The sequence below is a fragment of the Streptomyces lycii genome (assembly GCF_009735685.1).
Taxonomy (GTDB): domain Bacteria; phylum Actinomycetota; class Actinomycetes; order Streptomycetales; family Streptomycetaceae; genus Streptomyces; species Streptomyces lycii.
In genome coordinates, this window is record NZ_WHPN01000293.1 from 19,822 (window position 1) to 43,483 (window position 23,662).

The following is a 23,662-nucleotide window of genomic DNA, read 5'->3' on the forward strand; positions in this document are numbered from 1 at the left end:
AGTTGCTCTGCCGCCCAACGCAAGCTCGAACCAGTGAATGGGGTAGTTGTGTCTCTGTTGGCCGAAGCCATCACCCTGAGAGAGCGCGAGATCCGCTTCGGCGGCGTGCGCTACGGGTTCGCCGTCGGACACGGTCCGACCTCGCTGAGCGCCCTGACCCACAGACTTGCGGGTCTCGACGCCGACCGGTTCGTGATCGTCGCCGACGCCGGCCTGACCGAGGACCAGATCGGCGAGATCGCCCGGTGTGCCGGCGAGACCGCCGCGACCACCGTGCTGTCCGTCCCCGCGGACGAGAAGACCAAGAGCCTCGGCGCGGTCGACTCCCTCGCCGAGCAGCTGATCCCGACCGGCGTCACCCGGCGCTCCGTGGTCATGGCGCTGGGCGGCGGCCTGGTCGGCAACATGGCCGGTCTGCTCAGCGCCCTGGTCTTCCGGGGCCTGCGCCTCGTCCACGTCCCGACCACCCTGCTGGCCATGTCCGACTCGGTGCTCTCGCTGAAGCAGGCCGTCAACTCCAGCGTCGGCAAGAACCACCTGGGCACCTTCCACGCCCCGGTCTTCGTCTGGAACCACCTGGACTTCCTGCGCACGCTGCCCGCGGACGAGGTCCGCTCGGCGCTCTGCGAAATGATCAAGAACGTGCTGGGCATCGTGCCGGACCGGTACGCGGAGGTGGCCGCCCGGCTGCGCGCCGACGCCGAGTACACCCCGGAGGACATCGCCTTCTTCATCGACCTGTGCGTGGACGCGAAGTCCGCCGTCATGTGCGAGGACGCGCACGAGCGCGGCGACGCCCTCGTCCTGGAGTACGGCCACACCATCGGCCACGCCGCCGAACTCCTCACCGGCGGGGAGCTGCGACACGGCTACGCCATCGGCCTGGGCATGCTCGCGGCGGCCCGGATCGCCCGCGAGCTGGGCCTGCTGAGCGCGGCGGACGAAGCCGCGCACCGCGAGCTGCTCGTACTCAACGGCGCGCCCACCGTGCTGCCCGCCGGGGTCGACCCGGAGGAGGTGCTGCGCACCGTCGCGCTGGACAACAAGCGCGGATACGTCAGGGGCACGGCAGGCAGCCGCGACCTCATCCTGCTGGAGGGGCTCGGCAAACCGCACCGTCCGGGCGGCGCCCTGATCACCCAGGTGCCCGAGGCCGTCGTCCGGCTCGGCATCGAGTCCATCACTTCCGAGGTGGCGTGACATGGCGACGATCGTCCGCGGCGAGCGGTCCCCGTTCGGCCCGATCATCAACGACACCAGCGGCCTGGCGACGACCCACGCCCAGGTCGGCGGCGAGGGCGTGTGCCGCTGGAAGATGCTGATGAACGGCATGCACCTGGAAGGCGAGTGGAACTGCGTCGAGTACGTGGTCCTCACGCCCGGCGCCTCCGTCGGTGAGCACGTGCACATGCGCACCGAGGAGATCTACTACATCATCCGCGGCCGGGCCGTGGTCACCATGAACGACGTCGAACTCCACGCGGGACCCGGCGACCTGATCACGACACCGATCGGGGCGGCGCACTCCATCGCCAACCGCACCGACGAGGAGATGCACTTCTTCGTCATCGAGGTGTTCCCCAACGAGGGACCGGCGGCCGAACCGGCCCAGCTGCACGTACCATCCCTGCTGCCGGAAGCCGGCGCCGCGCGCCGCGCGACCGTCGACCTTCGCCCGTACTTCACCGGCGACTGGCACTCCCTCACCCTGCTGGACCTCCCGGGCGGCGACACCGTCAGAGAGGAGGCGCAGGACGGCCACACGCAGGTGGTCCATGTGCTGGACGGCAGCGTCGAGTTCGAGGTGGAGGGCGCCCGGCACACCGGAGGCCCCGGCCTGTCGCTCGCGATCCCGCCCCGCACCCCCTGGACGGTGCGCTCGGCCGGCCCCGTCTCCCTGATCAGCACCCGGGTGGGTGTCCGATGAACCTGGGACTCGACGGCAGACGCGTACTCGTCACCGGGGCGGCCGGCGGAATCGGCGCGTCGGCAGCGATGGCCTTCGCGGCCGAAGGAGCCCGCCTGGGCCTGGTGGACCGGGACGCCGAGGGCCTGTCCGCGGTCGCGGACGCGATCCGCGACAAGGGCGGGGAGGTCCGGGTGTCGACCGCCGACCTCTCCACCGCCGAGGGCGTGCGGAGCGGCATCACCGGCCTCCTCGACGGCTGGAACGGCGCGTGCGACGTGCTGGTCAACAACGTCGGGCAGTGCCTGGCCCGGTCCTTCGACGAACTCACCGACGCCGACTACCTGGCGACCTTCGAGATCAACTTCCTCAGCGCGGTACGGGCGATCCGCCTGGTGCTGCCGGGCATGCGCGAGCAGGGCCACGGCAGTGTGGTGACCAACACCTCCGACCTGGCCCGCCAGCCCGAACCCGGGCTGGTCGACTACCAGGCGTCCAAGGTGGCCCTGGTCAGCCTGACCAAGAGCCTCGCGCTGTCCGAGGGCCCCGGCATCCGGGTCAACGCGGTGGCCCCCGGCCCCGTGTGGACCCCCCTGTGGACCCGTCCGGGCGGCTTCGCCGACACCCTGGGCGATCTGCACGGCCGGGACGCCGAGGCGGCGGTCCGGCACGAACTCAGCCGCCGCCAGCTGCCCCTGGGGCGGATGGGAGAACCGGACGAGGTCGCCCGGGTGATCACGTTCCTGGCCTCGGACGCCGCCGCCTTCGTCACCGGCAGCGTCTGGGGTGTCGACGGCGGCACCATCCGCGGCCTGTTCTGATCCCGGCCCGTCCAGTGCCGGTCCCGGCCCGTCCCCGATTCCCACGACCCGGAAAGCAGGGCTCTGCCATGACACTCGCGCTGCACGGCGGAGACCCGGTGCGCACCGCATCCTGGCCGATTTGGCCACAGCCCGCCCCGGAGGCCGGCCGGCAACTCGCCGACGTGCTGGCCTCCGGGCGCTGGTCGATCAGCGGTCCGTACCGGGGCGCGGACACCCGGGAGCGGACCTTCGCCCGCAGGTTCGCGGAGTACAACGGGACCGGGCACTGCGTACCGGCGGCCAGCGGCACCGCCGCGCTGATGATCGCTCTGGAGGCGTGCGGGATCGGCGCGGGTGACGAGGTGATCGTGCCGGGGATCTCCTGGGTGGCGACCGCCTCGACCGTGCTCGCCGTGAACGCGGTCCCGGTCTTCGCCGAGGTCGACCCGGACACCCTGTGCCTCGACCCGGCGGCGGCGGAGGCCGCCATCACCCCCGCCACCAGGGCGATCATCGTCGTCCACCTGTACTCGGCCCTGGCCGACATGGACGCGCTGCGCGCCCTCGCCCGGCGTCACGACCTCACCCTCATCGAGGACGCCGCGCAGGCCCACGGCGCGGTCCACCGGGGTGCGAAGGCCGGGACCATGGGCCGGGCCGGGGCGTTCAGCATGCACCACACCAAGGTGCTGACCTGCGGAGAAGGCGGAGCCGCGATCACCGCCGATCCCCAGCTGGCGCTGCGGATGGCGGAACTGCGCGCCGACGGCCGGCACCAGCCGGAGCAGCCGCCGCCGCTGAACGAGATGGAACTCGTCACCACCGGCACGGTCATGGGCAGCAACCGCGCGCTGTCGGAGTTCCACGCGGCGCTGCTCATCGCCCAGCTCGGCCGGCTGGACCAGCAGAACGAACAGCGTGCCGTCCAGGCCGCCGCACTGGAGAAGTCGCTGGCCGATCTCGGGTTCGCCACCCAGCGGACCTCCGAGGGCACGGAGCGCAGGACGTACTTCGGGTTCGTGATCCGGCTGCCGGAGGAGTTCGACGGCATCGACAGCGCGGCCGCCGCGGCCGCGGTGAGCGCGGAGCTGAGCCTTCCGGTCAAGCCGGTCTACCCGGCGATCCCCGCGAGCCCGCTGTACCGGCCGGACAGCCGCCGCAGGTTCGACCTCGGCGACCGACACCGCGGGCGGATCGACCGCGCCCGGCACCGGCTGCCCGTCAGCGAGCGCGCCGCCGCCCGTCATCTGACCTTCCACCACAGCGCGCTGCTCGGCGAGCGGTCCGATGTGGACGACATCGCCGCCGCCCTCGGCAAGCTGCGGGACCACCGCGCCGACCTCGGCTGAGGAGAGAACCCATGAACGCCACACCCGCCGGCCCGTCCGTCGTCATCGTCGACGGCTACTCCAACTCGGGGGCCTACACCGGCGAATACGCCGCCCTCGGAGTCGGCGCCCTGCACGTGCAGAGCACGGCGGAGTTCCTGCCCAAGATGGTCCCGCCGGACCTGTCCGCCTACCGGGAGACCTTCGTCTGCGAGGGCCCGGACGCGGTCGAGGACCTGGTGGAACGGCTGCGCCCGTACGCCCCGATCGCGGTGTCCGCCGGCCAGGAGCCCGGCGTTCCGCTGGCGGACCTGCTGAGCGAACGGCTCGGGGTGGCGACCAACGGCACCGCGGGATCCCGCGCCCGGCGGGACAAGTTCACCATGATCGAGACGGTGCGGGCCGCCGGACTGCACTGCGCCGAGCAGTTCGTCGGCTCCGATCCCGCCGGGATCACCGCCTGGGCCCGTGAGCGGGGCAGCTACCCCGTGGTCGTCAAACCGCGCTCCTCGTCCTCCTCGGACAACGTGTTCGTCTGCCGCACCGAGGCGGAGGTGACGCGGGCCGCCCGCAGCGTGCTGGCCGGCATCACCATGTACGACGAGCGCAACACCGACGTCCTCGTCCAGTCCCATCTGGACGGCACGGAGTACATCGTGGACACCGTCAGCGCGCACGGCCGGCACGCCGTGTGCGGGGTGTGGCGCTATGACAAGAACCTGCTGCCCTCCGGCAGGCCGCTCTACGACCTGGACGTACTCCAGGACCCGGACGCCCCGCACGTGCGCGAACTGATCGCCTACGTCCTGCGGGTGCTGGACGCCCTCGGCATCCGGCACGGTCCCGGCCACGCCGAGGTGATCATGACGGACTCGGGCCCGGCCCTGGTGGAACTGGGCGCCCGGCTCAACGGGAACATGAACCCCGGCCACCACGAGGCGTTCAGCGGAACCAACCCGGCGCGGCTGGCCGCCCTCGCCTACGCGCGGCCCGCCGAGTTCACCGCCCGCCACGGCGGAACCGTCTACGCCAAGTCCTGCGAGGCGGTCGTCCACAACGCCGCCACCAGCCGCGAGGGCCTCGTCACCGGGATCGACACCGCGGTGCTCGACAAGATCGCCTCGCTGCCCACGGTCCGGGAGGTGGTCGTCCGGCGTCCGGCGGGGACCCGGCTGGTGCCCACCGTCGACCTGATGACCAGTCCGCTGCGGGTGTTCCACACCGCCCGCTCACAACGCGACATCCTCGCCGACTACCGGGTCGTCGGGCAGCTGACGGACGACGTCTTCCGGCTGGCCGGACCGGCCGGCTGAACCGCGGCAACACAGGGGGAAACATGAACGACACCAGCAGGTCCCTGCTCTTCTGGGGCGGGTCCGCCCCGATGGGACTCGGCCGCGACGTCGGCACCCGGCTGCTCCGGCAGGCCGCCGCCCGCGAGGTCGACACCCGGGTCACCGTCGAATTCCCGGACGTGCCCGCACTGGCGGCACTCGCCGGCGCCGTGGACCGTACCGAGGTCGAGGACCCGGCCGCGGCCCTCGCCTGGGCCCGGGGGCGCCGCTTCGACGTGGTCCTCGGTGTCCGGGAGCAGGTGCAGGTCGCCCTCGCCGAGGTCGCCCGGGCCGTGGGCGCGCCGGGAAATCCGCCGGAGGCCGTGCGCACCGTCCGCAACAAGGACCGCTGCCGGCAGGCCCTGCGCGAAGCCGGTCTGCCGCAGCCGGAGTTCCGGCTGTGCGCGGATCCCGCCTCGGCGCGGGCGTTCCTCGACGCCACGGACGGGCCGTGGATCGTGAAGCCGCGGGATGCCTCCGGCAGCCTCGGCGTCCGGAAGGTCACGGCGCCGGAGGAGCTGGCGGAGGCGGTTGAGGCGGTCCGGGCGGCTGCGGCAGTCCAGGCGGGCTCCCCCGGCACCCCGGGCACTCCGGCCGACGCGGCCGCCGCCGGAACCGCAGCGTCCGCCGCTGCACCGCCCGGCGGGCCGGAGTTCATCGTCGAGCAGTTCGTCCAGGGCCCCGAGTACAGCGTCGAGGGCGTGTTCCTGGGCGGTGAGCCCCGGGTGCTGGCCGTGACCGAGAAGAAGCTGCTGCCGCCGCCGAACTTCGTAGAGGCCGGGCATGTGCTGCCCGCCGCCCTCCCCGCCGGGCTCCAGCGGGCGTTCGAAGAAGACGTGACCAGGGCACTGAAGGCGCTGGGCCTGCGGTTCGGCGTCTTCCACGTCGAGCTGTGGTCCACGGAGGACGGCCCGGTGCTCGGCGAGGTCCACGTACGCAACGGCGGCGACTGGATCCACCTCATGCTGGAGTACGCGATTCCGGGGCTGGACCTCTTCGGCCTGGTGATCGACGACGCCCTCGGCACGGACCCCGGCGCGCACGCGCCGGCGCCCACCCGGGCGGCAGCCGTCCGCTTCCTCGCAGCCCCGCCGGGCCGGGTGACCCGGATCACCGGGTGGGAGGACGTACTGCGGCACCCGGCGGTGCTGAAGGCGGACCTGACCGTGGCGCCGGGGGACCTCGTCGGGGAGATCCGCGAGTCCTACGACCGGGCCGGATACCTCGTGGTCGGCGCCGAGTCCCCGCAGCGGGCGGCGGAACTCGCCGACCGGCTGGCCGCCCGGGTCCGCTTCGAGACGGCCCCGCCGGCGACCGCGGCCCCCGTGACGGCCCGTACGGCGGTCCCCACAGCGGCCCGTGAGGCGGCCCGAGCGGCGGGCCTCGCAGGGCAGAGGGCCGGGGCATGAGCCACCGGTCCTTCACCGCCCGGCTGTCCGCCGACCATCTGGCCGGCAACCTCGGCCAGTACATGATCCTTCCCGTGCTGGGGGTCTTCCTGGCCGCCCAGGTCGGCGGCGAATGGATCGTCGGCGCCGGGCTCTTCCTGTACAGCGCATCCGCCGGGGTCTCCGCGCTGCTGGTCAACCGCTGGCTGCCGAGGTTCGGCATCGTCGGCTCCATGACCGGCAGCACGGTGCTGTCCGCGCTGGGCTTCGGCCTGATGCCGTACAGCCACGACGCCGCGGTCCAGATGCTGCTGATCCTCCTCAGCGGCTTCGGCGGCAGCGTCCACTTCCTGCTGTCCCGGGTTCTCGTCGCCGAGGTGGTCCCCGACGCCGTCGGGCGGCACCGGGTGTACTCGGTGCTCCAGATCGCGGTGAACCTGGCCGCGGCCCTCGGCCCGTTCCTCGCCGGACTGCTGTACTCCTCGGCCGACCCCCGCATGCTGCTCACCGCCGTCGCCGGCTGCTACCTCCTCGCGGGCCTGTCCCTGCAGTCCGGCATCCCGAGGGACCTGCGGCCCACGGCGACGTCCAGCCGCTGGCCCGTCAGCCGGGACCTGCTCCGGCTCGCCCGGGAGGACCCCGCGATCCGCCGGACGGTGGCGATCTGCGTCCTCGGCGCCTTCGTCTACGGCCAGCTGTACTCGGCGTTCGCCCTGTTCGTCGCCCGGGACGTCGGCTCGGTGCTGGTGCGGGCCGCGCTGATCGCCGCGCCCGCCCTGGCCATCGTCGTCTTCCAGACGGCGGTCACCGCGGCCACGGGGAAGCTGCTGGCCCGGGGCACCGGCCCGTTCACGCTGCTGCTGTACGGGGCCGTGCTGTTCAGCGCCTCCATGGTGGTGCTCGGCGTGGGACTGCCGGTGGTGCTCGGCGCCGCCCTGGCCGTCGCCCTGTTCTCCACCGCCGAAATGCTGTTCACCCCCATGGTGAGCACGGCCTTCGCCGGGCTGCCGATCACGTCCACGCTGGAGGCCTTCAATCTGCGCCAGGTCAGCTGGACCGCCGGTGAGGCGATCGGCTCCCTGGCCGGCGGCACCCTGTTTCTGGCCCTGGACCGGGCGGGGCTCGGGCACACGTACTGGCTCGGCGTGGCCCTGGGCACCGGCGCCCTCCTCCACGTACTCGCCCGCCGCGCCCCCGGGCGCGCCACGGCCGTCGCCGCCACCCGAGAGCCGGCCGCCTGAGGCCGGGAGAGACAAGGACCCACCATGTGCCGACTCATCCTCGCCTCCGGGGATTTCGCCGTGCCGGACATCACCGCCGCCGCCGTGGACATGAGCTGCGGCCGGACCGCCGATCACGACAACCCGACCAAGGTGCACGCGCACGGCTGGGGGGCGGTCTGGCGCGAACCCGGCCGGGGGCTGCGGGCGCACGCCGACGCCCGGCCGCTGGCCGACAGCCTGCACGCCTCCCCGCTGCCGGAGGCCAAGACCGACTTCCTGGCCGTCCACACCCGCAACGCAAGCTTGGAATCCCAGCGCGGGCTGCGCTTCACCCACCCGCTGACCAGGGACGACGGCTGGTACTTCATGCACAACGGCTATCTGCCGACCGCGTACCAGGGGCTCGGCCTGGCCGCCTCCGAGTTCGACTCGCGGGAGTACTTCGACTACCTGGTCCCCGACGGCGCCGCCGGCCTGGACCCGGCGGAGGCGCTCGGCAAGCTGGACGCGCTGCCGCCCGGCGGCAACTCCGGCAACGCCATCGCGGTGCACGCCGCGGGCGCGTACCTGGTGCACTGGAGCGCGCCCGCCGTGGCCACCCCCGTGTTCTTCACCATGCAGCGCCTCCGTCTGCCCGGTCTGGAGGTCGTTGCCTCCGAGGTGGTGCCCGGGCTCGCTCCGGCCCGGCAGTGGGAGCCGCTGCCGGCCGGCACCGTCCTGCACTTCCCGTTCCCGAAGGAGGCGTGACATGTCCGCAACCGTGGAAACGCACCGGCCGCTGCCGCAGAGCGCGTACCGGCAGGTGCTCCGGCAGGCCGACGCGCACGGCGTCGAACTGATCCGCTTCCTGTGGGTCGACCACAACGGCATCCTCCGCGGCAAGGCGGTGACCCGCGCGCACCTGGAATTCCGGATGGAATCGGGCATCGGGCTGGCCAAGTCCCGGCAGGCGGCCGGGCTCATGGACACCGGAGTGCCGGTGCCCGGCTTCAACGCGGTCGGCGAGGTCCGACTGGTGCCCGACCCGGACACCTTCATCGCGCTACCGCACGCCCCCGGGCAGGGCGCCATGCTGTGCGACCTCGTCCAGCTGGACGGCGAGCCCTGGGACGCCTGCCCGCGCACCTTCCTGAAATCCGCGCTGGTGGCTGCGGGCAAACTGGAGGTCGTGGCCTCCTACGAACCGGAGTTCACGCTCTGCTCCGCCCGGCCGGAGCCCGGTGGCCTGAAGGTCCTGGACGACAGCCTGTGCTTCGACAACGCCGGGTTCGACGCCGCCGGCGACTATGTGATGCAGCTGCTTCAGGGACTACGGGGGCAGGGCGTCGACGTGGAGGTCTACCACCCCGAATTCGGTGCCGGGCAGCACGAGATGACCCTGCGGCACGGCCCGGCCCTGCGGGCGGCCGACCTCTCCGTGTGGCAGAAGGCGATCACCAGGGGGCTGGCCTCCTCGCTGGGCCTGTGGGCGACATTCGCCCCCACCCCCGCCCCCGGCTTCCGGGGCAACGGCAACCATCTGCACCTGTCGATGTGGCGGGACTGCCCCGGCCGCGGCAGGGAGAACGTCTTCGCCGACGATGCCGACGGGCTCGGCCTGTCCGAGACCGCCTATCACTTCATCGGCGGCGTCCTCCGGCACCTGCCCGCACTGCTGGCCCTGACCTGCCCGAGTGTCAACAGTTACCAGCGGCTCCAGCCGGGCATGTGGTCCGGCGCGCACGCCTGCTACGGCCAGGACAACCGGGAGGCCGCCGTACGCATACCGAGCAGGCTGCGCGGCGCCGCCGCCGCGTCGACCAACGTAGAGCTCAAGGCGGTCGACTCCACCGCCAATCCGTACCTCGCCATGGGCGCGGTGATCTACGCGGGCCTGGACGGCATCGCCTCCCGGACCGACCCCGGCCCCCAGCTCGCACAGGACCCGAACGGCCTGACCGACGCGGAACGGGACCGCCTGGGACTGGGCCTGCCCCGGTCCCTGGAAGAGGCCCTGGAGGCGCTGCGCCGGGACGACTACCTGATGGACGTCCTGGGTCCGCTGCGCCGCGAGGTGTATCCCGCGCTCAAGGAGGACGAGATCCGCGCGGTCAAGGAGATGGCGGACGACCTGGCCTTCCTGACGTACGCGACGCGGTACTGAGAGGAGGCACGGCGGGGCGGCGAGGGGCGGGCGCCCGGTGACCACCGCTCAGGTCCCGGCTTCGCCCGTGCGTCCGCTGCGCGCCAGGCTCATCCCGTCCGGCAGCACGATGGAGCCGAACAGCTGCTTGATTCCGTCGCCGCTCTCGGCGTTCACCGTGATGACGGTGGCGGACCGGCGGTTCGCGGTCAGCTCCGGGCGCAGGTCGACGGGCACGGCCGCCGCTACTCCGGCCGGACCACAGGCCGCGCAGCGGGCGCGAAGGCCGAGGGGCTGATGCCGGGCCAGGCCGGGGCAGCTCGGTCCACACCGACCCTGGCTTGCGTACGGGGGGGTCGGCACGCTGAGCGCCTTGGCGAGTCGGGGCACGAGGCGAAAGCGTGCGGTGTGGTACTGGATGGCCACTTTGCCCTTGCCGGTCCGGCACGGAGAGCCCGCGGGGGCGGCGCAGGTGGGCATCGGGCAGTCGTGCGATTCCGCGCGCTTGAAGTCGTCGGGTGTTTCAGACATCCAGTCGTTTGCAACGACTCATGAAACATGATCGCCGCACGTGGACCGCCGGGCGACCGGGTGTTTCACGAGCGACCACCCATGAAACGGCCGAGCAGAACGGGCACACGTCAATAGCCTGCCCCCAAGTGAGCGTTTGAGAGGTGCCGTGCCGGTGGGGACGGCGGCGTCGTCCGACCGCCGCGGTTCCGCACCGGCCGGAGCGGAACCGAGGGTCATTCGAGGGTGCAACGGGCGTCCGCGGGCGGGGAGGTGAGGTTCACGAGGTAGTCGGCGACGGTGTCGTCGACGCACGCGTTGCCGGCGAGCAGGGCGGCGCCGTGCTGCTCGCCCTCGACGGTGAGCAGGCTGCCTTCCAGCGCCTCGGCCAGGCGGGTGCCTTCCTCGTACGGGGTCACGGGGTCGCCGGTGACGGCGACGGTCAACGTGTCGGGCAGGCCCTCGATGTCCGTGGCGTAGGGGTAGCCCAGGGTCGGCTCCACCCGCCACGCCTCACACATGTTCCGGGTGTCGTCCAGCGGCCGGCCGGTGTCGAGGAACGGGGCGGCTTCGGTCATCCTGCGCCTGAGCTGCGACTCCTGTTCCGGGGTGTGCCGTTCCTCGTCCAGGCAGTTGATGACCTCGGTGGCTTCGAGGGCATTGCTGTAGGTGCCGTCGGCATACCGCTGGTCGTAGGCGTCCTGCAGTCCCATCAGGGCGTCGCCGCGTCCGTTCCGCACCTCGCGGATGCCCTCGATGATCGTGGGCCGGCTCGCCTCCGAGTACAGCCCGGCGACGACCCCGCCGATCGCGTCGGAGAAGCTGAGGACTCGCCCGTCCCCGGCCGGGACCGGCTCGTCGATCAGGGGCTGGACGATCTCCTGGAACCGTTCGGTCACCGCCCCGGGGTCGGAACCGAGCGGGCAGTCCGGCTTTTCCGTGCACGAAGCGCCCATCAGCTCGAACGAGCGCTGCAGGCCGGTGTACTGCTGCTCACGCCGCTCCATGGTGCCCGCGTAGGGGTCCATCGGCCCGTCGAGAACGAGCGCGCGGACGTTCTCGGGGAACATCTCGGCGTAGACCGCTCCCAGCCGCGTGCCGTAACTCGCGCCGAGGTAGCTCAGCTTGTCGTCGCCCAGCACCGCCCGCAGCACGTCCATGTCACGCGCGGCGTCCCGGGTGCCCACGTGGGAGAGGAACTCCTCGCTCCCGGTGCGCTCGGCGCACTGCTGCATCCACTGCCGCGTCTCCTCCTCCGTCCAGCTGCCGACGGTGATCTTCTCCGACATCTCGTCGTTCTCGCGTTCGGCGTCGGTGTAGCAGTCCAGCGCGGGGGTGGACGCGCCGACGCCGCGCGGGTCGATGCCGATCAGGTCGAACTGCTCCAGGACCGGGCTGTCGGGCGCCATCGCAGCGATCAGCGGGGCGAAGCTCATGCCCGCGAATCCCGGGCCGCCCGGATTGGTCATCAACGACCCGACCGGCTTCCCGCCCTTCGCAGGCACCCGCAGCAGCGCGATCGACACCGTCTCGCCACCCGGGTCCTCATAGTCCATCGGCGCCTCCATGCGGGCGCACTCGAACCGCTCGTTCGCGAACAGCTCCGCATCGGTCTCGTTGGTCGCATAGGGCTCGCACGGCTCGAAGGTCAGCTCCTGCTCGTAGAAACGCCGCAGCTCCTGCGAGGACACCTGCGAGGACACCTGCGACGACTCGTCCGCAGACTCGTCCGCGCTCGATGGCGTGCAGGCACCGAGCATTCCCACCAGCAGCAGCGTCACGCCGAACGCTGCCGTTCGACGGACGCGGGCATGGATGCGCATGCTTCTCCTTAAACGGCGAGTGCGGGAGAACGGCCTCCCGGCCGCCGAGGGGTTACGTAAATCCATGATCCGCAGGCGCCGGGACCGTCACGAGTGACGTCCGTCACCAGTGCGAGTGACGGATGTAATGGGGGAGCGATGACAGCGCGCACGACTCGGCCCCTGAGTCGACACGCCGGATACAGGGCTCCGGCCGTGTCCCGGCACCGCTGTCCTCGCATCGTGAAGGCCGACGGTCACCGTTCCGTGTACTGGCGGCGCCCTCGGCCGTACGCCGCACCGCCCGGTCCCGCGCCTACTGCCGGGAAAGCCTCAACCCTGCTTCTGTGAGGATGAAGCCTTGGCGCGGGAGTGGAAGTCACCCCAGCCACGCAGGGTTCGCTGCCAACCGCAGCCGGGGTGACGCTTATGCCGCTACCTCTCCGAGGGAGAGGAGCGGGAGCTTGGTCGAAGCGGCGGCTGCGGTCAGCGCCTGAGCGCTCCGGCGGCTCTGGTAGGGCTTGGCGTAGCCGTCGAGTTCACCCACGGAGACCCAGGCGCAGGCGGAGAGCTCTCCCCCGGTATCGGACGGGATCGCCACGGCCTTCGCCTCCTCCTCGGTGAGAACGCCTCCGTCGCAGACGACGTACAGCCCCTCGATGGAGCCGGTTTCCGGATTGGCCGGCACCTGGTCGAGGGCCGGGAAGTGCGTGACCTCGCGGACGAGGCCCGTCTCCTCCTTCAGCTCGCGAGACGCGGCTTCAGCGATGGACCCGCCTGCGTCGGCCGATCCGCCGGGGAGAATCCATCCGTCCTTGCAGGTCAGGTGGACCGGAAGGGTGCGCCTCCCGCTGTCCCGGACGAGGACGACGGCCCCCAGGCGTCGGGGCGGAGGGTTGGTGTAGTCGGTGGGCCGGTGCCCCACGAGGCACCCCTTCAGGGCTGGCAGCTCGGTGTCGTTGACGCCAGGATCGGAAACGGGCAGGCCACCAGAACTGCCCGGATCACGACGACGAGGATTCACTGGAGAACAGGACCTCTCCTTTCGGCTCGTTGAGCCAGGGACGCTCCTAGAGCGCGCCGGAGGCCACCGCGCGATCGCGCAGGGTGCGCAGGCTGATACGTGCTCCTGCCTCGTCTTCGATGTGCCATTCGTTCATGCCCTGGCAGGTCTTGGTGCCGCGGGCGACAGCGCCGGCTTCGTCGACCCGGCCGTAGGGGGTGCCGCCGGTCGCAGTGAGGATGATGCCGCCGTCTTCGTCGATGGTGGCCCAGTGATCTGTGGAGCGGTAGGTGAGCACAATCCGTGTGCCGGCGGTGAGGACTTGGGCGGCGACCATGCGGGCGACATCGGTGCGGCGGCGCCCGGCCACCTGCCGACGCCGCGTGGCAACCTGACGGGGCCGGGCCGACGGCTGGGCCCCGCCTTCCGGCTCGCTGGCTGGGGTGATGGGCAGGCCGAGGCGCTCAGGGTTCCAGATGTGTTCGAACAGACACAGATACAGCTCCTGGCGGGTCTGGACGAGTGAGGTCATCGTCTCCCTGGGGCCGAACGCCCTGAGGAGTTTTTCGAGCTTGTGGGTTTTGACGAACTCGCGCAGCAGCGGGTTTCGCTCACCGTAGCCGGGGGCGATGATGCCCAGCAGAACGTTGCTGCGGGCGTAGTAGGCGGCCTTGTCATGCAGGGGCAGGTCGTTGATGGATGAGTTCTCGCGGCCCATCAGCAGGCCCAGACCGCCCAGTTGGTTGCGGCGGCTGCGGAAGACCACGGGGTCGGGGATTTCCGCCTTCACGCGGTGGTGGTGGTTGGCCCACAGATGCTCGATGTGGAACCGGTCCCGGTCGAGGTAGGCGAGCACGTCGTGGGGGCGCTGGCAAGCCTCTTCGACGTAGGCGGTGGCCCGGGCCAGCAGATAGCGGATCTGGTGGGCGTTGTTGCCGCGCAGCCCGAGCGTGACCGCGTCGCGGATCGAGCCTGCGTCCTGGGTGACGAGGTCGCCGAGCACGGCGGCGACGTCGGCCACGGTGCGGCATTTGCGCAGGACGGGGACGAGCGTGTCGTGGGCAAGGGCGTCTGCGTCGGCGGACTGAACGGGCAGATCCTGCAGGACCCTCAGGGCATACCAGCGGTCCATGTAATCGGCGACGAGGCGGCCCTTGTCCTTGGCATCCGAGGGCCGGTCGTCGGGGCCGATGGCAGCGAGGACGGCGACGGCCTGGCAGGTGAGTCCGTTTCGTTCGTTGAAGAGCACCGTCTCCAGGCGGTCGCCGCCAGTCTTGAGCGCGCGGCCGGCGGCGAGGAAGGGCCTGAACAGTCTGGCCGACTTCAGCAGATCCTGCACGAAGTGCACGAAATTGTCGGGGCGTTCGGGTACCAGGCGCAGGTGGGCGGCGTTCTGGCGGACCCATACATTGAGGTTGCTGTCGATCTGCCGACGGTCCTCGTCCTGGCCCTCGCGTGCGCAGCGGGCCAACAGGAAGGCCTTGATGAAGCGGGATGCGGCTGCATGGTCTTCCCGGTCGACAGCCAGTTCCCGCAGCATCTCGTGCCATTGGGTGTTCAGCTGGTCCTCGTTCGCTCCGACGTGAGAAAGCAGATGGCTCTTGAGGAGGTCCACGGCGGTCAGGCGGGCACCGCGGTCGTTCATCGTCTCGAACATCCGGTAACCGTGGTCGGCACTGGCCGCGCGGATCCCGACCAGGACCACCCGGTCCAGCAGCCACTCGGTGAACCGCGTCAGGTTCTCCGCGTCGAGTTCTTCCGCGAGCTGGGACTCGACCTGCCGGCTGCGCGCCCACAGATTGCGGCGGGAGAGCGAATCCCCCACGCCTGTTTCGTAGGTGCGAGCGTCGGCGACCGCATGCAGGACGGGTTCGTGATCGGTGATGCCGAGCGAGAAGTGCTCCCCGTCCGTCGTGATCACCCGGTTGAGCCGGTCGACGGCCCGGGTGTCTGCGCGCTCCTGTGCCGCAAGCCGCAGATGCAGGAAGAGCAGGTGCAGCGTGACGAACCGCTGCTGCCCGTCGACGAGGTAGCGCCGGTTCCTGGAGGGCTCGTAGTAGACGAACGGCCCCAGGAAGTACTGCGGTGCCGTGTGCGGCCGACGCAGGTAGGACGGATTGGCGGACCAGTTCCTGAACGATCCGCACAGGTCCCGCAGCAGCGTGCGGACTTCGCCCTCGCCCCAGGTGTAGTCGCGCTGGTAGTAGTCGATCTCGTAGGTCACATCACGGAACAGTTCCTTCAGGCTGAAGCCCTGGGACCTGATCTCGTCCGAACCCATGACACCACTCCCCACCTGCCCGGTTGTCTGCTCATGTTCCCAACTCCCCCAGGTTGCGTACAGACAGCGTGCACGCGGAGAGGCCACAGGGGGGGGCGAAGCGGTCCGCTCTGGTTTTGTACGTGGGAGCTGACATCACTTGTCGCTCAGAGCGGGGAACGCCCGGTTTCGCCGTAGGACGATGTCTCTGGGTTCTGACAACACCCGGGGGCTTGCGGTGGGAGAATTGACGTGCTCTGCGGGATGAGGCAGCGATGGTGCCACCGAAATCCAAGGTCGACTTGTACACGGCGATCCGCCGTGATGCCCGGGCAGGGGTGTCGTACCGGGCGTTGATGCGCGAGTACGGAGTCGGATTCCGTACGGTGAAAGCCGCGTTGGAGTCGGTCTGGCCGGAGCCGCGCAAGAAGCCGAGACCTCGCGGGACCCGACTGGACCCCTACAAGCCGTTGATCGACCAGATGCTCCGGGTGGATCTGGACGCGCCACGCAAGCAGCGTCACACCGTCAAGCGGATCTTCGACCGGCTCCTGGACGAGCATGGGGCGGAGGCGGTGACCTATCCGATGGTGCGTGCCTATGTCGCCGACCGGCGACCCCAGATCGCCGTTGAGGCCGGCCGCGGGGTCGTGCACGCGTTCATTCCGCAGTCCCACCGGCCGGGGGCCGAAGCGGAGGTGGACTTCGGCGATGTGAAGGTACGCCTGGCCGGTGAGCAGGTCACTTGCTTCGTGTTCGCGATGCGGCTGTCGTATTCGGGCAAGGCCGTGCACCGCGTCTTCGCCTCTTGCGGCCAGGAGGCGTTCCTGGAGGGCCACGTCCACGCTCTGAGCATGCTGGGCGGAGTGCCGACCGGCAAGGTCCGTTATGACAACCTCCGCTCCGCGGTCTCCCGGGTGTTGAGCTCACGGTCCCGGGCGGAGAACGAGCGGTGGACCGCGTTCCGGTCGCACTACGGCATCGATGCCGCGTATTGCCTGCCCGGCATCGAGGGCGCCCACGAGAAGGGCGGCGTCGAGGGACGGATCGGCTGGTTCCGCCGCAATCACATGGTCCCCGTCCCGGAGGTCGCCTCCCTCGCAGAGCTGAACGCAATGATCGAGCAGTGGGATGAGGAAGACGAGCGGCGCCGGATCGGCTCCCGGCCGCGGCCGGTGAACGAGTACTTCGCCGTCGAACGGCCCCTACTGAAGCCGTTACCGGACGAACCCTTCGAGACTGGCCGTTTGTTCAGCCTGCGGGTCGACCGCTTCAGCCAGATCAGTGTCCGCACCAACCGCTACTCGGTGCCGGTGCGGTTCATCGGGCGGACCGTTCGGGCGATGCTGCATGCATCAGAGCTGCTGGTCTACGACGGACAGACCGAGATCGCCCGCCACGAACGACTCATCGCCAAAGGCCAGGCCCGCCTGGATCTGGACCACTACCTCGAAGCCCTCGTCCGCAAGCCGGGAGCGTTTCCCGGGGCCACAGCCCTCGAACAGGCCCGTTCCGCAGGGAAGTTCACACCGGTCCACGACGCCTGGTGGGAGGCAGCGAAGGCTGCCCACGGCGAGAGGGACGGCACCCGGGCTCTGATCGAGGTCCTGCTGATGGGCCGCCACGTCCCCCACGAACACCTGGTCGCCGGGCTTGCCTCCGCGGTCGGGGCCGGTGCGCTGACCGCGGACGCCGTCGCCCTGGAGGCACGGAAGGCGGCCGAAGCCGACGAGGTCGCGGCTCCGGTTGTCCCTGCGGAGCCGGAACGGACGAACGTGACCTCGCTGACCGAACGGCGGCTGGCCCAGCTGCCGCCCGACACCCGGCCGCTGCCCTCGGTCGCGGCCTACGACCAGCTGCTGCAAGCCCGGCAACAGGCCGACCACCCCGCCATCCAGGGAGAGATGCCGTGACACTCAAACGCCACCGCGGGCTGACCGAACAGGCCGCCACCGCCGCCGTGGACCAGGCATGCCGCATGCTCAGGCTGCCGACCCTCCGGGCCCAGTTCTCCGAACTGGCCGAAGCAGCCGCCCGCGACCAGATGTCCTATCGCGGCTTCCTCGCCGAACTGCTGATGGCCGAGTGCGACGACCGGGCCCGCCGCCGCTCCGAACGCAGGATCAAGGCAGCACAGTTCCCGCGGGAGAAGTCCCTGCGGGCCTTCGACTTCGACGCCAACGGGAACATCGACGCCGCGGTCATCCACACCTTGGCGACCTGCGAATGGGTCAAGAAAGGACTGCCACTCTGCCTGATCGGCGACTCCGGCACCGGCAAGTCCCATCTGCTGATCGCGCTCGGCACCGAAGCCGCCATGGCCGGCTTCCGGGTCCGCTACACACTCGCCACCAAGCTGGTCAACGAGCTGGTCGAAGCTGCGGACGAGAAGATCCTGACCAAGACCATCGCCCGCTACGGGCGCGTCGATCTTCTTTGCATAGACGAGCTGGGCTACATGGAGCTGGACCGCAGGGGCGCTGAGCTGCTGTTCCAGGTGCTGACGGAGCGGGAGGAGAAGAACAGCGTCGCCATCGCTTCCAACGAGTCGTTTGGAGGGTGGACGAGGACGTTCACGGACCCGCGGCTCTGCGCGGCCATCGTCGACCGCCTCACCTTCGGCGGGAACATCATCGAGACAGGCACGGAGTCCTACCGACTCGCCAGCACCAGGGCGGCCCGGGCACAGGACGCTCCCGCAGGCTGACCAGCATCAATCTCATTGTCGTCACGACGATGGCAGAAACTCTCCCCTGCGGAGACAGAGCCGGGATCAAAGCACCTCCCAGCCACTAGGGTCTGGGCATGGTCAAGCACGTGCCGTTCACCGGCGGCGAGAAGGAAAGCCTGCACACCGCCCTGGACCGACACCGCGACGCGGTCCTATGGAAACTCGAGGGCCTTGATGACGACCAACTGCGCCGCCCGGTGACTCCATCGGGCACGAGCCTGATCGGGCTGCTCAAGCACCTCGCCGGCGCCGAACTCGGCTGGTTCTGCCTGACGTTCGGCCGCGAGTGCGATCCCCTTCCCTTTGAAGTCGAAGGCGACGAGGCGTCCGACTGGCACGTGGCTGCTGACGAGCGGGCCAAAGACATCATGGACTTCTATGCCCGCGCCCGGGCTGCCGCCGACGAGGCGATCGAGAGCCTCGACATCGACGCCACCGGCACCGCCTTCGCGTTCTTCGACGGCACCACCGTTTCACTGCGCTGGGCACTGATCCACATGCTCGAAGAAGTCGCCCGACACGCGGGTCATGCCGACATCCTGCGCGAGTCCGTCGACGGCTTCACCGGAGATCACAACTGGGGCTGACGCAACTACCGACCGGGGCTTCGCCCCGATCGGCTTCTGACTCAAGACGTCCGCAGGGCCCGCTCCCTCAACGACACATCCGCTGCCACGGTCGCTCGGCTGTTCCAGCGTTGTCAGTTCTGATCGACATTTCCGAGCCGTTTGATCGCTAAGTGCTGCCAAGAACCGTCGACAAACGTTGCCCGCTCCCGCTTACGAAACCACCGCTCACACCGGAGCGCGGTCAACGGCTGTGGCTTGCCGGTGCCGGGGCTGTACATCCGTGGCCCGCCCGGGAATTCGTCGGCTTCGGGGATCCCCATCGGTGAGCGGCGGCGGCCGGTGACCTGTCCGGTGAGGGCGCGGACGCCGTCTGCCAGGCGGTGCAGGGGTTTCTGCGGACGTCGTGGTGCGGACGGTGGCGTCTACGAGTTGTCGCAGCTCGTGGCTGAGGTCGGCGATCGCTTCCCGTTGGCGTTGAAGGTCTTTGGCTGCCGGACCGTGCGGGGTGGTGATCGGGGCGGTGAGGGGCGAGTTCATCAGGCTTCTCTGTGTGCGTGGTCGCGGATCGCGGTGCGGTGGGTGGTCAGCGTGCGGTCTGGGGCGGGGCGGTGTCGCGGACGAAGACGGGTTTGAGGTGTGTCTCGGGCAGCGCGTCGGGCAGTTGTTCCCAATCAAGGACGTGGGAGACGACGCGTTCGGGGGTGACGGTGCCGGAGGCGGCGAGGTCGAGGGCGTCGGGAAGGTGGGCGCGGACGTTGTCGCGGGCGACGCGCAGGGTGACGCCGATGAGGTACATGTCAAGCAGTGGCGGTTCGCCGGGGCGGAAGTGGTTGCCTGCCGATTCGCAGATGCCTTCGGGGGCAAGGGACTTGACGGCGAGGGCGAGCTGGTCGACGCGGCCGGTGGCCTCGACCGCGAGGTCGAAGCCGTGGCGGATCGGTTGGATCGCTTCAGCGGTCCGGGCGCCGTAGCTTCCGGCGAGCTTGCGGTGTTCGGGGTCGGGGTCGACGTAGAGGACGTCGGAGGCGCCCAGGGCTCGGGCGATGTCGCATACGTACAGGCCGATGCTGCCGCGGGCGACGACCAGCACCCGGGCGCCGGGGCAGGCCTTGAGGTGCGGTGCGACCAGGCGCCAGGACAGCGACCAGTTGTCGCTGGCCGAGGCCATGGCGACCGGGTCCAGGCCGGCGGGCAGCGGGACCAGCATGGCGTCGGCGTACGGGACGTGGACGAGGTCGGAGAAGAGGCCGCCCCAGTTGCCGCCGATCGGCGCGCCGTACATCGCCATATGGGGCACAGGAGTGCAGTGGGCGGTCAGTCCGGTGTGGCAGTTGTCGCAGGTGCCGCAGTTGATGGACCAGGGCACGACCACCGGGTCGCCGGGCACGACGGCCGTGACGGCGTCGCCGGTCTCGACGACCCGGGCCACGCACTCGTGGCCGAGGGCGAACGGCGGATCGATGAAGCCGTGTCCGGCCAGAATCGCGGTGTCGACATCGCAAGAGGTCGCGGCCACCGGGGCGACGATCGCCTCACGGCCGGACTGGAGTTGAGGGTCGGAGGCCTCGGCGCCATTCGACCGAGTTCCGGGCGACGTAGTCAGTTCACGCATCGGCCTGCTCCTTGTCCTGCTGAGCCAGGGCGACGAGGTCGGCGTAGCGGATGACGGAGCCGCCCGCGCCCCAGGTGCCGTCCGGCTGTTCATGGACCAGCACCCACACCCGCAGCGCATCGTCGGCAGCGAGCCCGGCGGCGGACAGAACCGTCTTCGTCGCGTCCTCCACCAGTCCGGCCTTGCGCCGCTCGGACAGCGCGCCCTGCGGCACCGTTACCTCCACGAGCAGACGGGGCGCGTCGTCCTCGGCAGTGGTCTGGTGCCTTCGGGCAGCTCGACGAGGTAGCTCCACGCCTGGGCGCAGTCTGCTATAACGGCTGTCATATCCGGAGGGTGAAGCCGGGGCGGTGGCCTGTTGCCTCCCGTTCAGGTGCGGCTGGGTCCGGTCTCGGTACTGGTGGGCTCGCGTACTCACCTGTCGCCAGTTCTCCGTGGAGCCCAGCCTGCCGGTGACCGTGTGTAGTCACCGGGGGCGTATCGGCATCCAGGATGCCGGTGATCACCAGACCGGCTGATGGCAGAGATCAAGGCGGAGGCGGGGTCGCACTGCTCGTCACCTGCCTTTGCGCACTTGGCGGGTGATCTGCCGGCCTTCGGCGGGAGTTAGGGGGCCGGTGCTGTCGGCGGGTGCGGTGCCGATCGCGACGGCGAGGGCGCGGCCATGCAGGTCGACCGCCGATTCGCTCAGGTCGGTGAGTTCGGCAATTGCGGTCCGGGCTCGTGTGCATGCGCTGAGGCCTGTGACCAATGCGCTCAGCAGAGCCGGCCACCACAGCGTCCCGAGTAGGGCACCGGTCTGCGGCTCCGGCACCGGAGGACCGGCAGCCGTGGGACGAGCCGGTCTTCGGCGCACTTCTCATGGTGTGCCGCCTGGGGGCTGAAGGTTCGCGCGCCCCAGCGACCAACCGTTCTTTCCTCGCGGGTCTTCCCTCACTGTTCACGTCCTGCCGGTCGTTCCGGAGGGTTCCCGGTGCGGAAGCAACTCTCCCCGGAGCGGTCCGCTCAGGTCGGTATCTGGACGTGGACGGTCTTGCCGGGCGCGGGGCCGGGTGTGATCGTCAGTTCGCAGCCGAGGCGGCGGATCATGTTCAGGCCGAAGCCGCCGCTGCCGTGGGTGAGGTCGGGTGTGCGCACCCGCGGGGCAGCGGGGCTGCGGTCACTGACCGAGGCGATCACCGCGTCCGGCTCGGCGGACAGTTCGAGTGTGTAGCGCCCACCGCCGTGGCGCAGGGCGTTGGTGACGAGTTCGGAGACCACCAGCACCACGGCATCCACCTGGGCATGTGCGGACCGGGTGACGTGTTCGGCGAAGGAACGGGCGGCTTCGCGGGCCCGGTGGATGCTCTCTGCGCTGGAGCCGCGCACCATGACCGGCCTGGGAGACGTTGCGGTGATCGTCGCATTGTCCATGCTTGACACCCCCGTCTGTCATTGCTTCCGAGCGCTCTGCCCGCTGTCGTGTCATCGTGCCCGCCCGAGCAGTTTCCACACCCGCCCGGTTCAGACTCTTGACGGCACGCCTGGTGAATCCTTGCACCAGTACGCACAGAAAATCTGTCATGGCGGGAGTAGACATTCGCATCTGCGGGGCTTAACGTCTTGTTGTAGCCGAAGAAGTCAGTGAGGCGCGGCAGAGACGAACTGCTGCGCAAGCAGGAACGGCAGGAATGCGGCACGGCAGCGGGGTGGCGGGGCCAGGGATACGTCGGGGCCCCTTCGTCGGCTGCCGGGCCGGGCGGCCCGCCGGGGCCGCCGAACGGTACGGAGTACCTGCCGTGGCAAGCAGGACTGAAGGAAGAGAAGGAGGGCAGACGCCATCAGGATCGCCCGGGTGAGCAGGCAGCCGCCCCCGGGTACCGCAGACCCCGGAACGGAAGGTGGTCCCACGGTTACGCAGCAGCGATCCCCGCACGCACCCTCGTCCCCCCGGGCAGCGTGCGGAAACAGAAGGCCGGCCCCGCAGTAGGCCGGCAGATGGTGCAGTTCCTCGGGGCTCTGGTGCCGCACGGCACCAGAGCCCCTCGACGCGTGTCCCCTACCGAGGTACATATGACCGCAGACAAACCACTGGACCGTATTGATGACGACGACTACCCGGCCTACACCATGGGACGAGCAGCCGAAATACTCGGCACCAGCCCCGCGTTCCTGCGCGCCATCGGTGAAGCCCGCCTGATCACGCCCCTGCGCTCCGAGGGCGGCCATCGCCGCTACTCGCGCTACCAACTGCGCATCGCCGCCCGCGCCCGCGAACTCGTCGACCAGGGAACCCCCGTCGAAGCCGCCTGCCGCATCGTCATCCTCGAAGACCAACTCGAAGAAGCCCGCCGCATCAACAACCAACTGCGCAGCACGGACTCTGCCCGTAGGGCCGATGCCTGAGACACCGATCCATGCCTGGATCCTTCGGTCCCGGTGCGTGCGCGTTCAGTAGCCACCTGCCGGAAAGGAGCCGTCTGGCCCCGGGGCGGCTCTGCTCTCTGCTCTTTCCCACCGCACAAAGAGGTTGTCGTACTCCCCTCGCCCGCGGCGGTGGTGATGACCTTGAGCGGGGTGCAGCGTCCATCGCAGATCAGGCGCTTGCTACCCGTCGTCCGTCGGTCGACCGGCGACGAACCAGTGTCGGCGCCCCCTTTTCCGCGCGGATGTGGGGGCCGCCGTCCACGCACGCGCGGGACGAGTCGCGTTCGCCCGCCGCGTTCCGGCCTGCTGCCACCGCTCCAGGCGCCGCCAACAGGTCTGCCCGGAACCGAATCCCGGCTCCAGCGGCAGGAGTTGCCAGGTCCATGTCGTTGTGCAGGACGTACAGGATGCCCTGCGGACACAGCCGGTCCGCCACCGGCCGTGCGCCCGGCGACTTCTCCGGCCAGGGCGGCAGCAGCGGCTCGGTCAGCGCCCACAAGTCGTCGTCCACGATCCATGGCCGGGTGCTCAGATCCTCCCGAACGGGGGGATCGGCACATCGGTCACGCCGGACCAGGGCACTGCAACAAGATCAAATTACGAGCTCGCAGGAAACACGGTCTGATACTGCAACGGTCTCCGGCGTGACTGGCTGCCAGGCTGTT

Annotated in this window: 20 protein-coding genes and 3 pseudogenes; 13 read left to right on the forward strand and 10 right to left on the reverse strand. The window is 70.2% G+C overall.

What is annotated here, in order from left to right:
* Positions 1 to 48 precede the first annotated feature (48 nt).
* From GCU69_RS16205 to GCU69_RS16245, 9 genes are all read left to right on the forward strand, one after another.
* Complete coding sequence (locus GCU69_RS16205; protein ID WP_218037936.1) at positions 49 to 1,200, forward strand: 2-deoxy-scyllo-inosose synthase; 1,152 nt, start codon at positions 49 to 51, stop codon at positions 1,198 to 1,200.
* 1 nt (position 1,201) lies between these two features.
* Positions 1,202 to 1,927, forward strand: coding sequence for a cupin domain-containing protein (locus GCU69_RS16210; protein WP_156206444.1), 726 nt, complete (start codon positions 1,202 to 1,204; stop codon positions 1,925 to 1,927).
* Positions 1,924 to 2,727 carry an SDR family NAD(P)-dependent oxidoreductase gene (locus tag GCU69_RS16215; protein ID WP_156206445.1) on the forward strand — a complete coding sequence of 268 codons (804 nt, stop codon included), beginning with the start codon at positions 1,924 to 1,926 and terminating at the stop codon, positions 2,725 to 2,727. Before GCU69_RS16210 ends, GCU69_RS16215 begins: the two co-directional genes overlap by 4 nt.
* A gap of 68 nt (positions 2,728 to 2,795) precedes the next feature.
* A complete protein-coding gene (locus GCU69_RS16220; RefSeq protein ID WP_098752752.1) occupies positions 2,796 to 4,058 on the forward strand; it encodes a DegT/DnrJ/EryC1/StrS family aminotransferase in 1,263 nt (420 codons plus the stop codon).
* Positions 4,059 to 4,069: 11 nt separating this feature from the next.
* A complete protein-coding gene (locus tag GCU69_RS16225) occupies positions 4,070 to 5,350 on the forward strand; it encodes an ATP-grasp domain-containing protein (protein WP_156206446.1) in 1,281 nt (426 codons plus the stop codon).
* A 23-nt stretch (positions 5,351 to 5,373) separates the two neighbouring features.
* The gene (locus GCU69_RS16230) at positions 5,374 to 6,780 is read left to right on the forward strand and encodes an ATP-grasp domain-containing protein (protein ID WP_156206447.1); all 1,407 of its coding nucleotides are present in this window, start codon (positions 5,374 to 5,376) and stop codon (positions 6,778 to 6,780) included.
* Positions 6,777 to 8,000, forward strand: coding sequence for an MFS transporter (locus GCU69_RS16235; RefSeq protein ID WP_098752749.1), 1,224 nt, complete (start codon positions 6,777 to 6,779; stop codon positions 7,998 to 8,000). Before GCU69_RS16230 ends, GCU69_RS16235 begins: the two co-directional genes overlap by 4 nt.
* Before the next feature lie 24 nt (positions 8,001 to 8,024).
* Entirely contained in the window at positions 8,025 to 8,729 is a 705-nt protein-coding gene (locus tag GCU69_RS16240) for a class II glutamine amidotransferase (RefSeq protein WP_098752748.1), read from the forward strand.
* A gap of 1 nt (position 8,730) precedes the next feature.
* Entirely contained in the window at positions 8,731 to 10,125 is a 1,395-nt protein-coding gene (locus GCU69_RS16245) for a glutamine synthetase family protein (protein ID WP_156206448.1), read from the forward strand.
* A 48-nt stretch (positions 10,126 to 10,173) separates the two neighbouring features.
* Here the strand turns inward: GCU69_RS16245 and GCU69_RS16250 are convergent, their stop codons facing one another.
* The 5 genes and pseudogenes from GCU69_RS16250 to GCU69_RS16265 all read right to left on the reverse strand — a co-directional run bounded on the left by GCU69_RS16250 (position 10,174) and on the right by GCU69_RS16265 (position 15,700).
* The gene (locus GCU69_RS16250; RefSeq protein ID WP_156206449.1) at positions 10,174 to 10,341 is read right to left on the reverse strand and encodes a hypothetical protein; all 168 of its coding nucleotides are present in this window, start codon (positions 10,339 to 10,341) and stop codon (positions 10,174 to 10,176) included.
* Between the two features lie 174 nt (positions 10,342 to 10,515).
* A pseudogene (locus GCU69_RS34965) lies at positions 10,516 to 10,635 on the reverse strand (zinc finger domain-containing protein); the annotation flags it as partial.
* A gap of 215 nt (positions 10,636 to 10,850) precedes the next feature.
* Entirely contained in the window at positions 10,851 to 12,437 is a 1,587-nt protein-coding gene (locus GCU69_RS16255; protein ID WP_156206450.1) for an alpha/beta hydrolase, read from the reverse strand.
* Between the two features lie 406 nt (positions 12,438 to 12,843).
* Positions 12,844 to 13,341 carry an NUDIX domain-containing protein gene (locus tag GCU69_RS16260; protein WP_170315867.1) on the reverse strand — a complete coding sequence of 166 codons (498 nt, stop codon included), beginning with the start codon at positions 13,339 to 13,341 and terminating at the stop codon, positions 12,844 to 12,846.
* Positions 13,342 to 13,486: 145 nt separating this feature from the next.
* Positions 13,487 to 15,700 (reverse strand): DUF262 domain-containing protein, encoded by a 2,214-nt coding sequence (locus tag GCU69_RS16265; RefSeq protein ID WP_156206452.1) that lies wholly within the window; start codon positions 15,698 to 15,700, stop codon positions 13,487 to 13,489.
* Positions 15,701 to 15,954: 254 nt separating this feature from the next.
* On the opposite strand from GCU69_RS16265, the gene istA reads away from it, so the two are divergent.
* The 3 genes from istA to GCU69_RS16280 all read left to right on the forward strand — a co-directional run bounded on the left by istA (position 15,955) and on the right by GCU69_RS16280 (position 18,997).
* On the forward strand, positions 15,955 to 17,592 hold the full coding sequence (gene istA / locus GCU69_RS16270; RefSeq protein WP_156206453.1) for an IS21 family transposase: 1,638 nt from the start codon (positions 15,955 to 15,957) through the stop codon (positions 17,590 to 17,592).
* Positions 17,589 to 18,386 carry an IS21-like element helper ATPase IstB gene (istB, locus tag GCU69_RS16275; protein WP_156206454.1) on the forward strand — a complete coding sequence of 266 codons (798 nt, stop codon included), beginning with the start codon at positions 17,589 to 17,591 and terminating at the stop codon, positions 18,384 to 18,386. Before istA ends, istB begins: the two co-directional genes overlap by 4 nt.
* Before the next feature lie 98 nt (positions 18,387 to 18,484).
* Positions 18,485 to 18,997, forward strand: coding sequence for a DinB family protein (locus GCU69_RS16280; RefSeq protein ID WP_156206455.1), 513 nt, complete (start codon positions 18,485 to 18,487; stop codon positions 18,995 to 18,997).
* Between the two features lie 565 nt (positions 18,998 to 19,562).
* Here the strand turns inward: GCU69_RS16280 and GCU69_RS16285 are convergent.
* The 4 genes and pseudogenes from GCU69_RS16285 to GCU69_RS16300 form a co-directional block, all read right to left on the reverse strand.
* Positions 19,563 to 20,591, reverse strand: a pseudogene (locus tag GCU69_RS16285) (zinc-dependent alcohol dehydrogenase).
* Positions 20,584 to 20,894: pseudogene (locus tag GCU69_RS16290) on the reverse strand (tautomerase family protein); the annotation flags it as partial. The pseudogenes GCU69_RS16285 and GCU69_RS16290, both read right to left, overlap by 8 nt.
* Before the next feature lie 253 nt (positions 20,895 to 21,147).
* Entirely contained in the window at positions 21,148 to 21,405 is a 258-nt protein-coding gene (locus tag GCU69_RS16295) for a hypothetical protein (RefSeq protein WP_156206457.1), read from the reverse strand.
* 191 nt (positions 21,406 to 21,596) lie between these two features.
* Positions 21,597 to 22,004 (reverse strand): ATP-binding protein, encoded by a 408-nt coding sequence (locus GCU69_RS16300; protein WP_156206458.1) that lies wholly within the window; start codon positions 22,002 to 22,004, stop codon positions 21,597 to 21,599.
* A 639-nt stretch (positions 22,005 to 22,643) separates the two neighbouring features.
* Between GCU69_RS16300 and GCU69_RS16305 the strand changes: the two genes are divergently transcribed.
* A complete protein-coding gene (locus GCU69_RS16305) occupies positions 22,644 to 22,976 on the forward strand; it encodes a MerR family transcriptional regulator (RefSeq protein ID WP_098752766.1) in 333 nt (110 codons plus the stop codon).
* A 190-nt stretch (positions 22,977 to 23,166) separates the two neighbouring features.
* Here GCU69_RS16305 and GCU69_RS16310 read toward each other — a convergent pair whose 3' ends face one another.
* A complete protein-coding gene (locus tag GCU69_RS16310) occupies positions 23,167 to 23,508 on the reverse strand; it encodes a transposase (RefSeq protein ID WP_156206459.1) in 342 nt (113 codons plus the stop codon).
* Between the last annotated feature and the right edge of the window lie 154 nt (positions 23,509 to 23,662).

Bases quoted from the DNA above. Each gene is read 5' to 3' on its own strand.
- GCU69_RS16210 (WP_156206444.1), top strand. From the start codon at position 1,202: ATGGCGACGATCGTCCGCGGCGAGCGGTCCCCGTTCGGCCCGATCATC.
- GCU69_RS16215 (WP_156206445.1), top strand. From the start codon at position 1,924: ATGAACCTGGGACTCGACGGCAGACGCGTACTCGTCACCGGGGCGGCC.
- GCU69_RS16220 (WP_098752752.1), top strand. From the start codon at position 2,796: ATGACACTCGCGCTGCACGGCGGAGACCCGGTGCGCACCGCATCCTGG.
- GCU69_RS16225 (WP_156206446.1), top strand. From the start codon at position 4,070: ATGAACGCCACACCCGCCGGCCCGTCCGTCGTCATCGTCGACGGCTAC.
- GCU69_RS16230 (WP_156206447.1), top strand. From the start codon at position 5,374: ATGAACGACACCAGCAGGTCCCTGCTCTTCTGGGGCGGGTCCGCCCCG.
- GCU69_RS16235 (WP_098752749.1), top strand. From the start codon at position 6,777: ATGAGCCACCGGTCCTTCACCGCCCGGCTGTCCGCCGACCATCTGGCC.
- GCU69_RS16240 (WP_098752748.1), top strand. From the start codon at position 8,025: ATGTGCCGACTCATCCTCGCCTCCGGGGATTTCGCCGTGCCGGACATC.
- GCU69_RS16245 (WP_156206448.1), top strand. From the start codon at position 8,731: ATGTCCGCAACCGTGGAAACGCACCGGCCGCTGCCGCAGAGCGCGTAC.
- GCU69_RS16255 (WP_156206450.1), bottom strand. From the start codon at position 12,437: ATGCGCATCCATGCCCGCGTCCGTCGAACGGCAGCGTTCGGCGTGACG.
- GCU69_RS16265 (WP_156206452.1), bottom strand. From the start codon at position 15,700: ATGGGTTCGGACGAGATCAGGTCCCAGGGCTTCAGCCTGAAGGAACTG.
- istA (WP_156206453.1), top strand. From the start codon at position 15,955: ATGGTGCCACCGAAATCCAAGGTCGACTTGTACACGGCGATCCGCCGT.
- GCU69_RS16280 (WP_156206455.1), top strand. From the start codon at position 18,485: ATGGTCAAGCACGTGCCGTTCACCGGCGGCGAGAAGGAAAGCCTGCAC.
- GCU69_RS16300 (WP_156206458.1), bottom strand. From the start codon at position 22,004: ATGGACAATGCGACGATCACCGCAACGTCTCCCAGGCCGGTCATGGTG.
- GCU69_RS16305 (WP_098752766.1), top strand. From the start codon at position 22,644: ATGACCGCAGACAAACCACTGGACCGTATTGATGACGACGACTACCCG.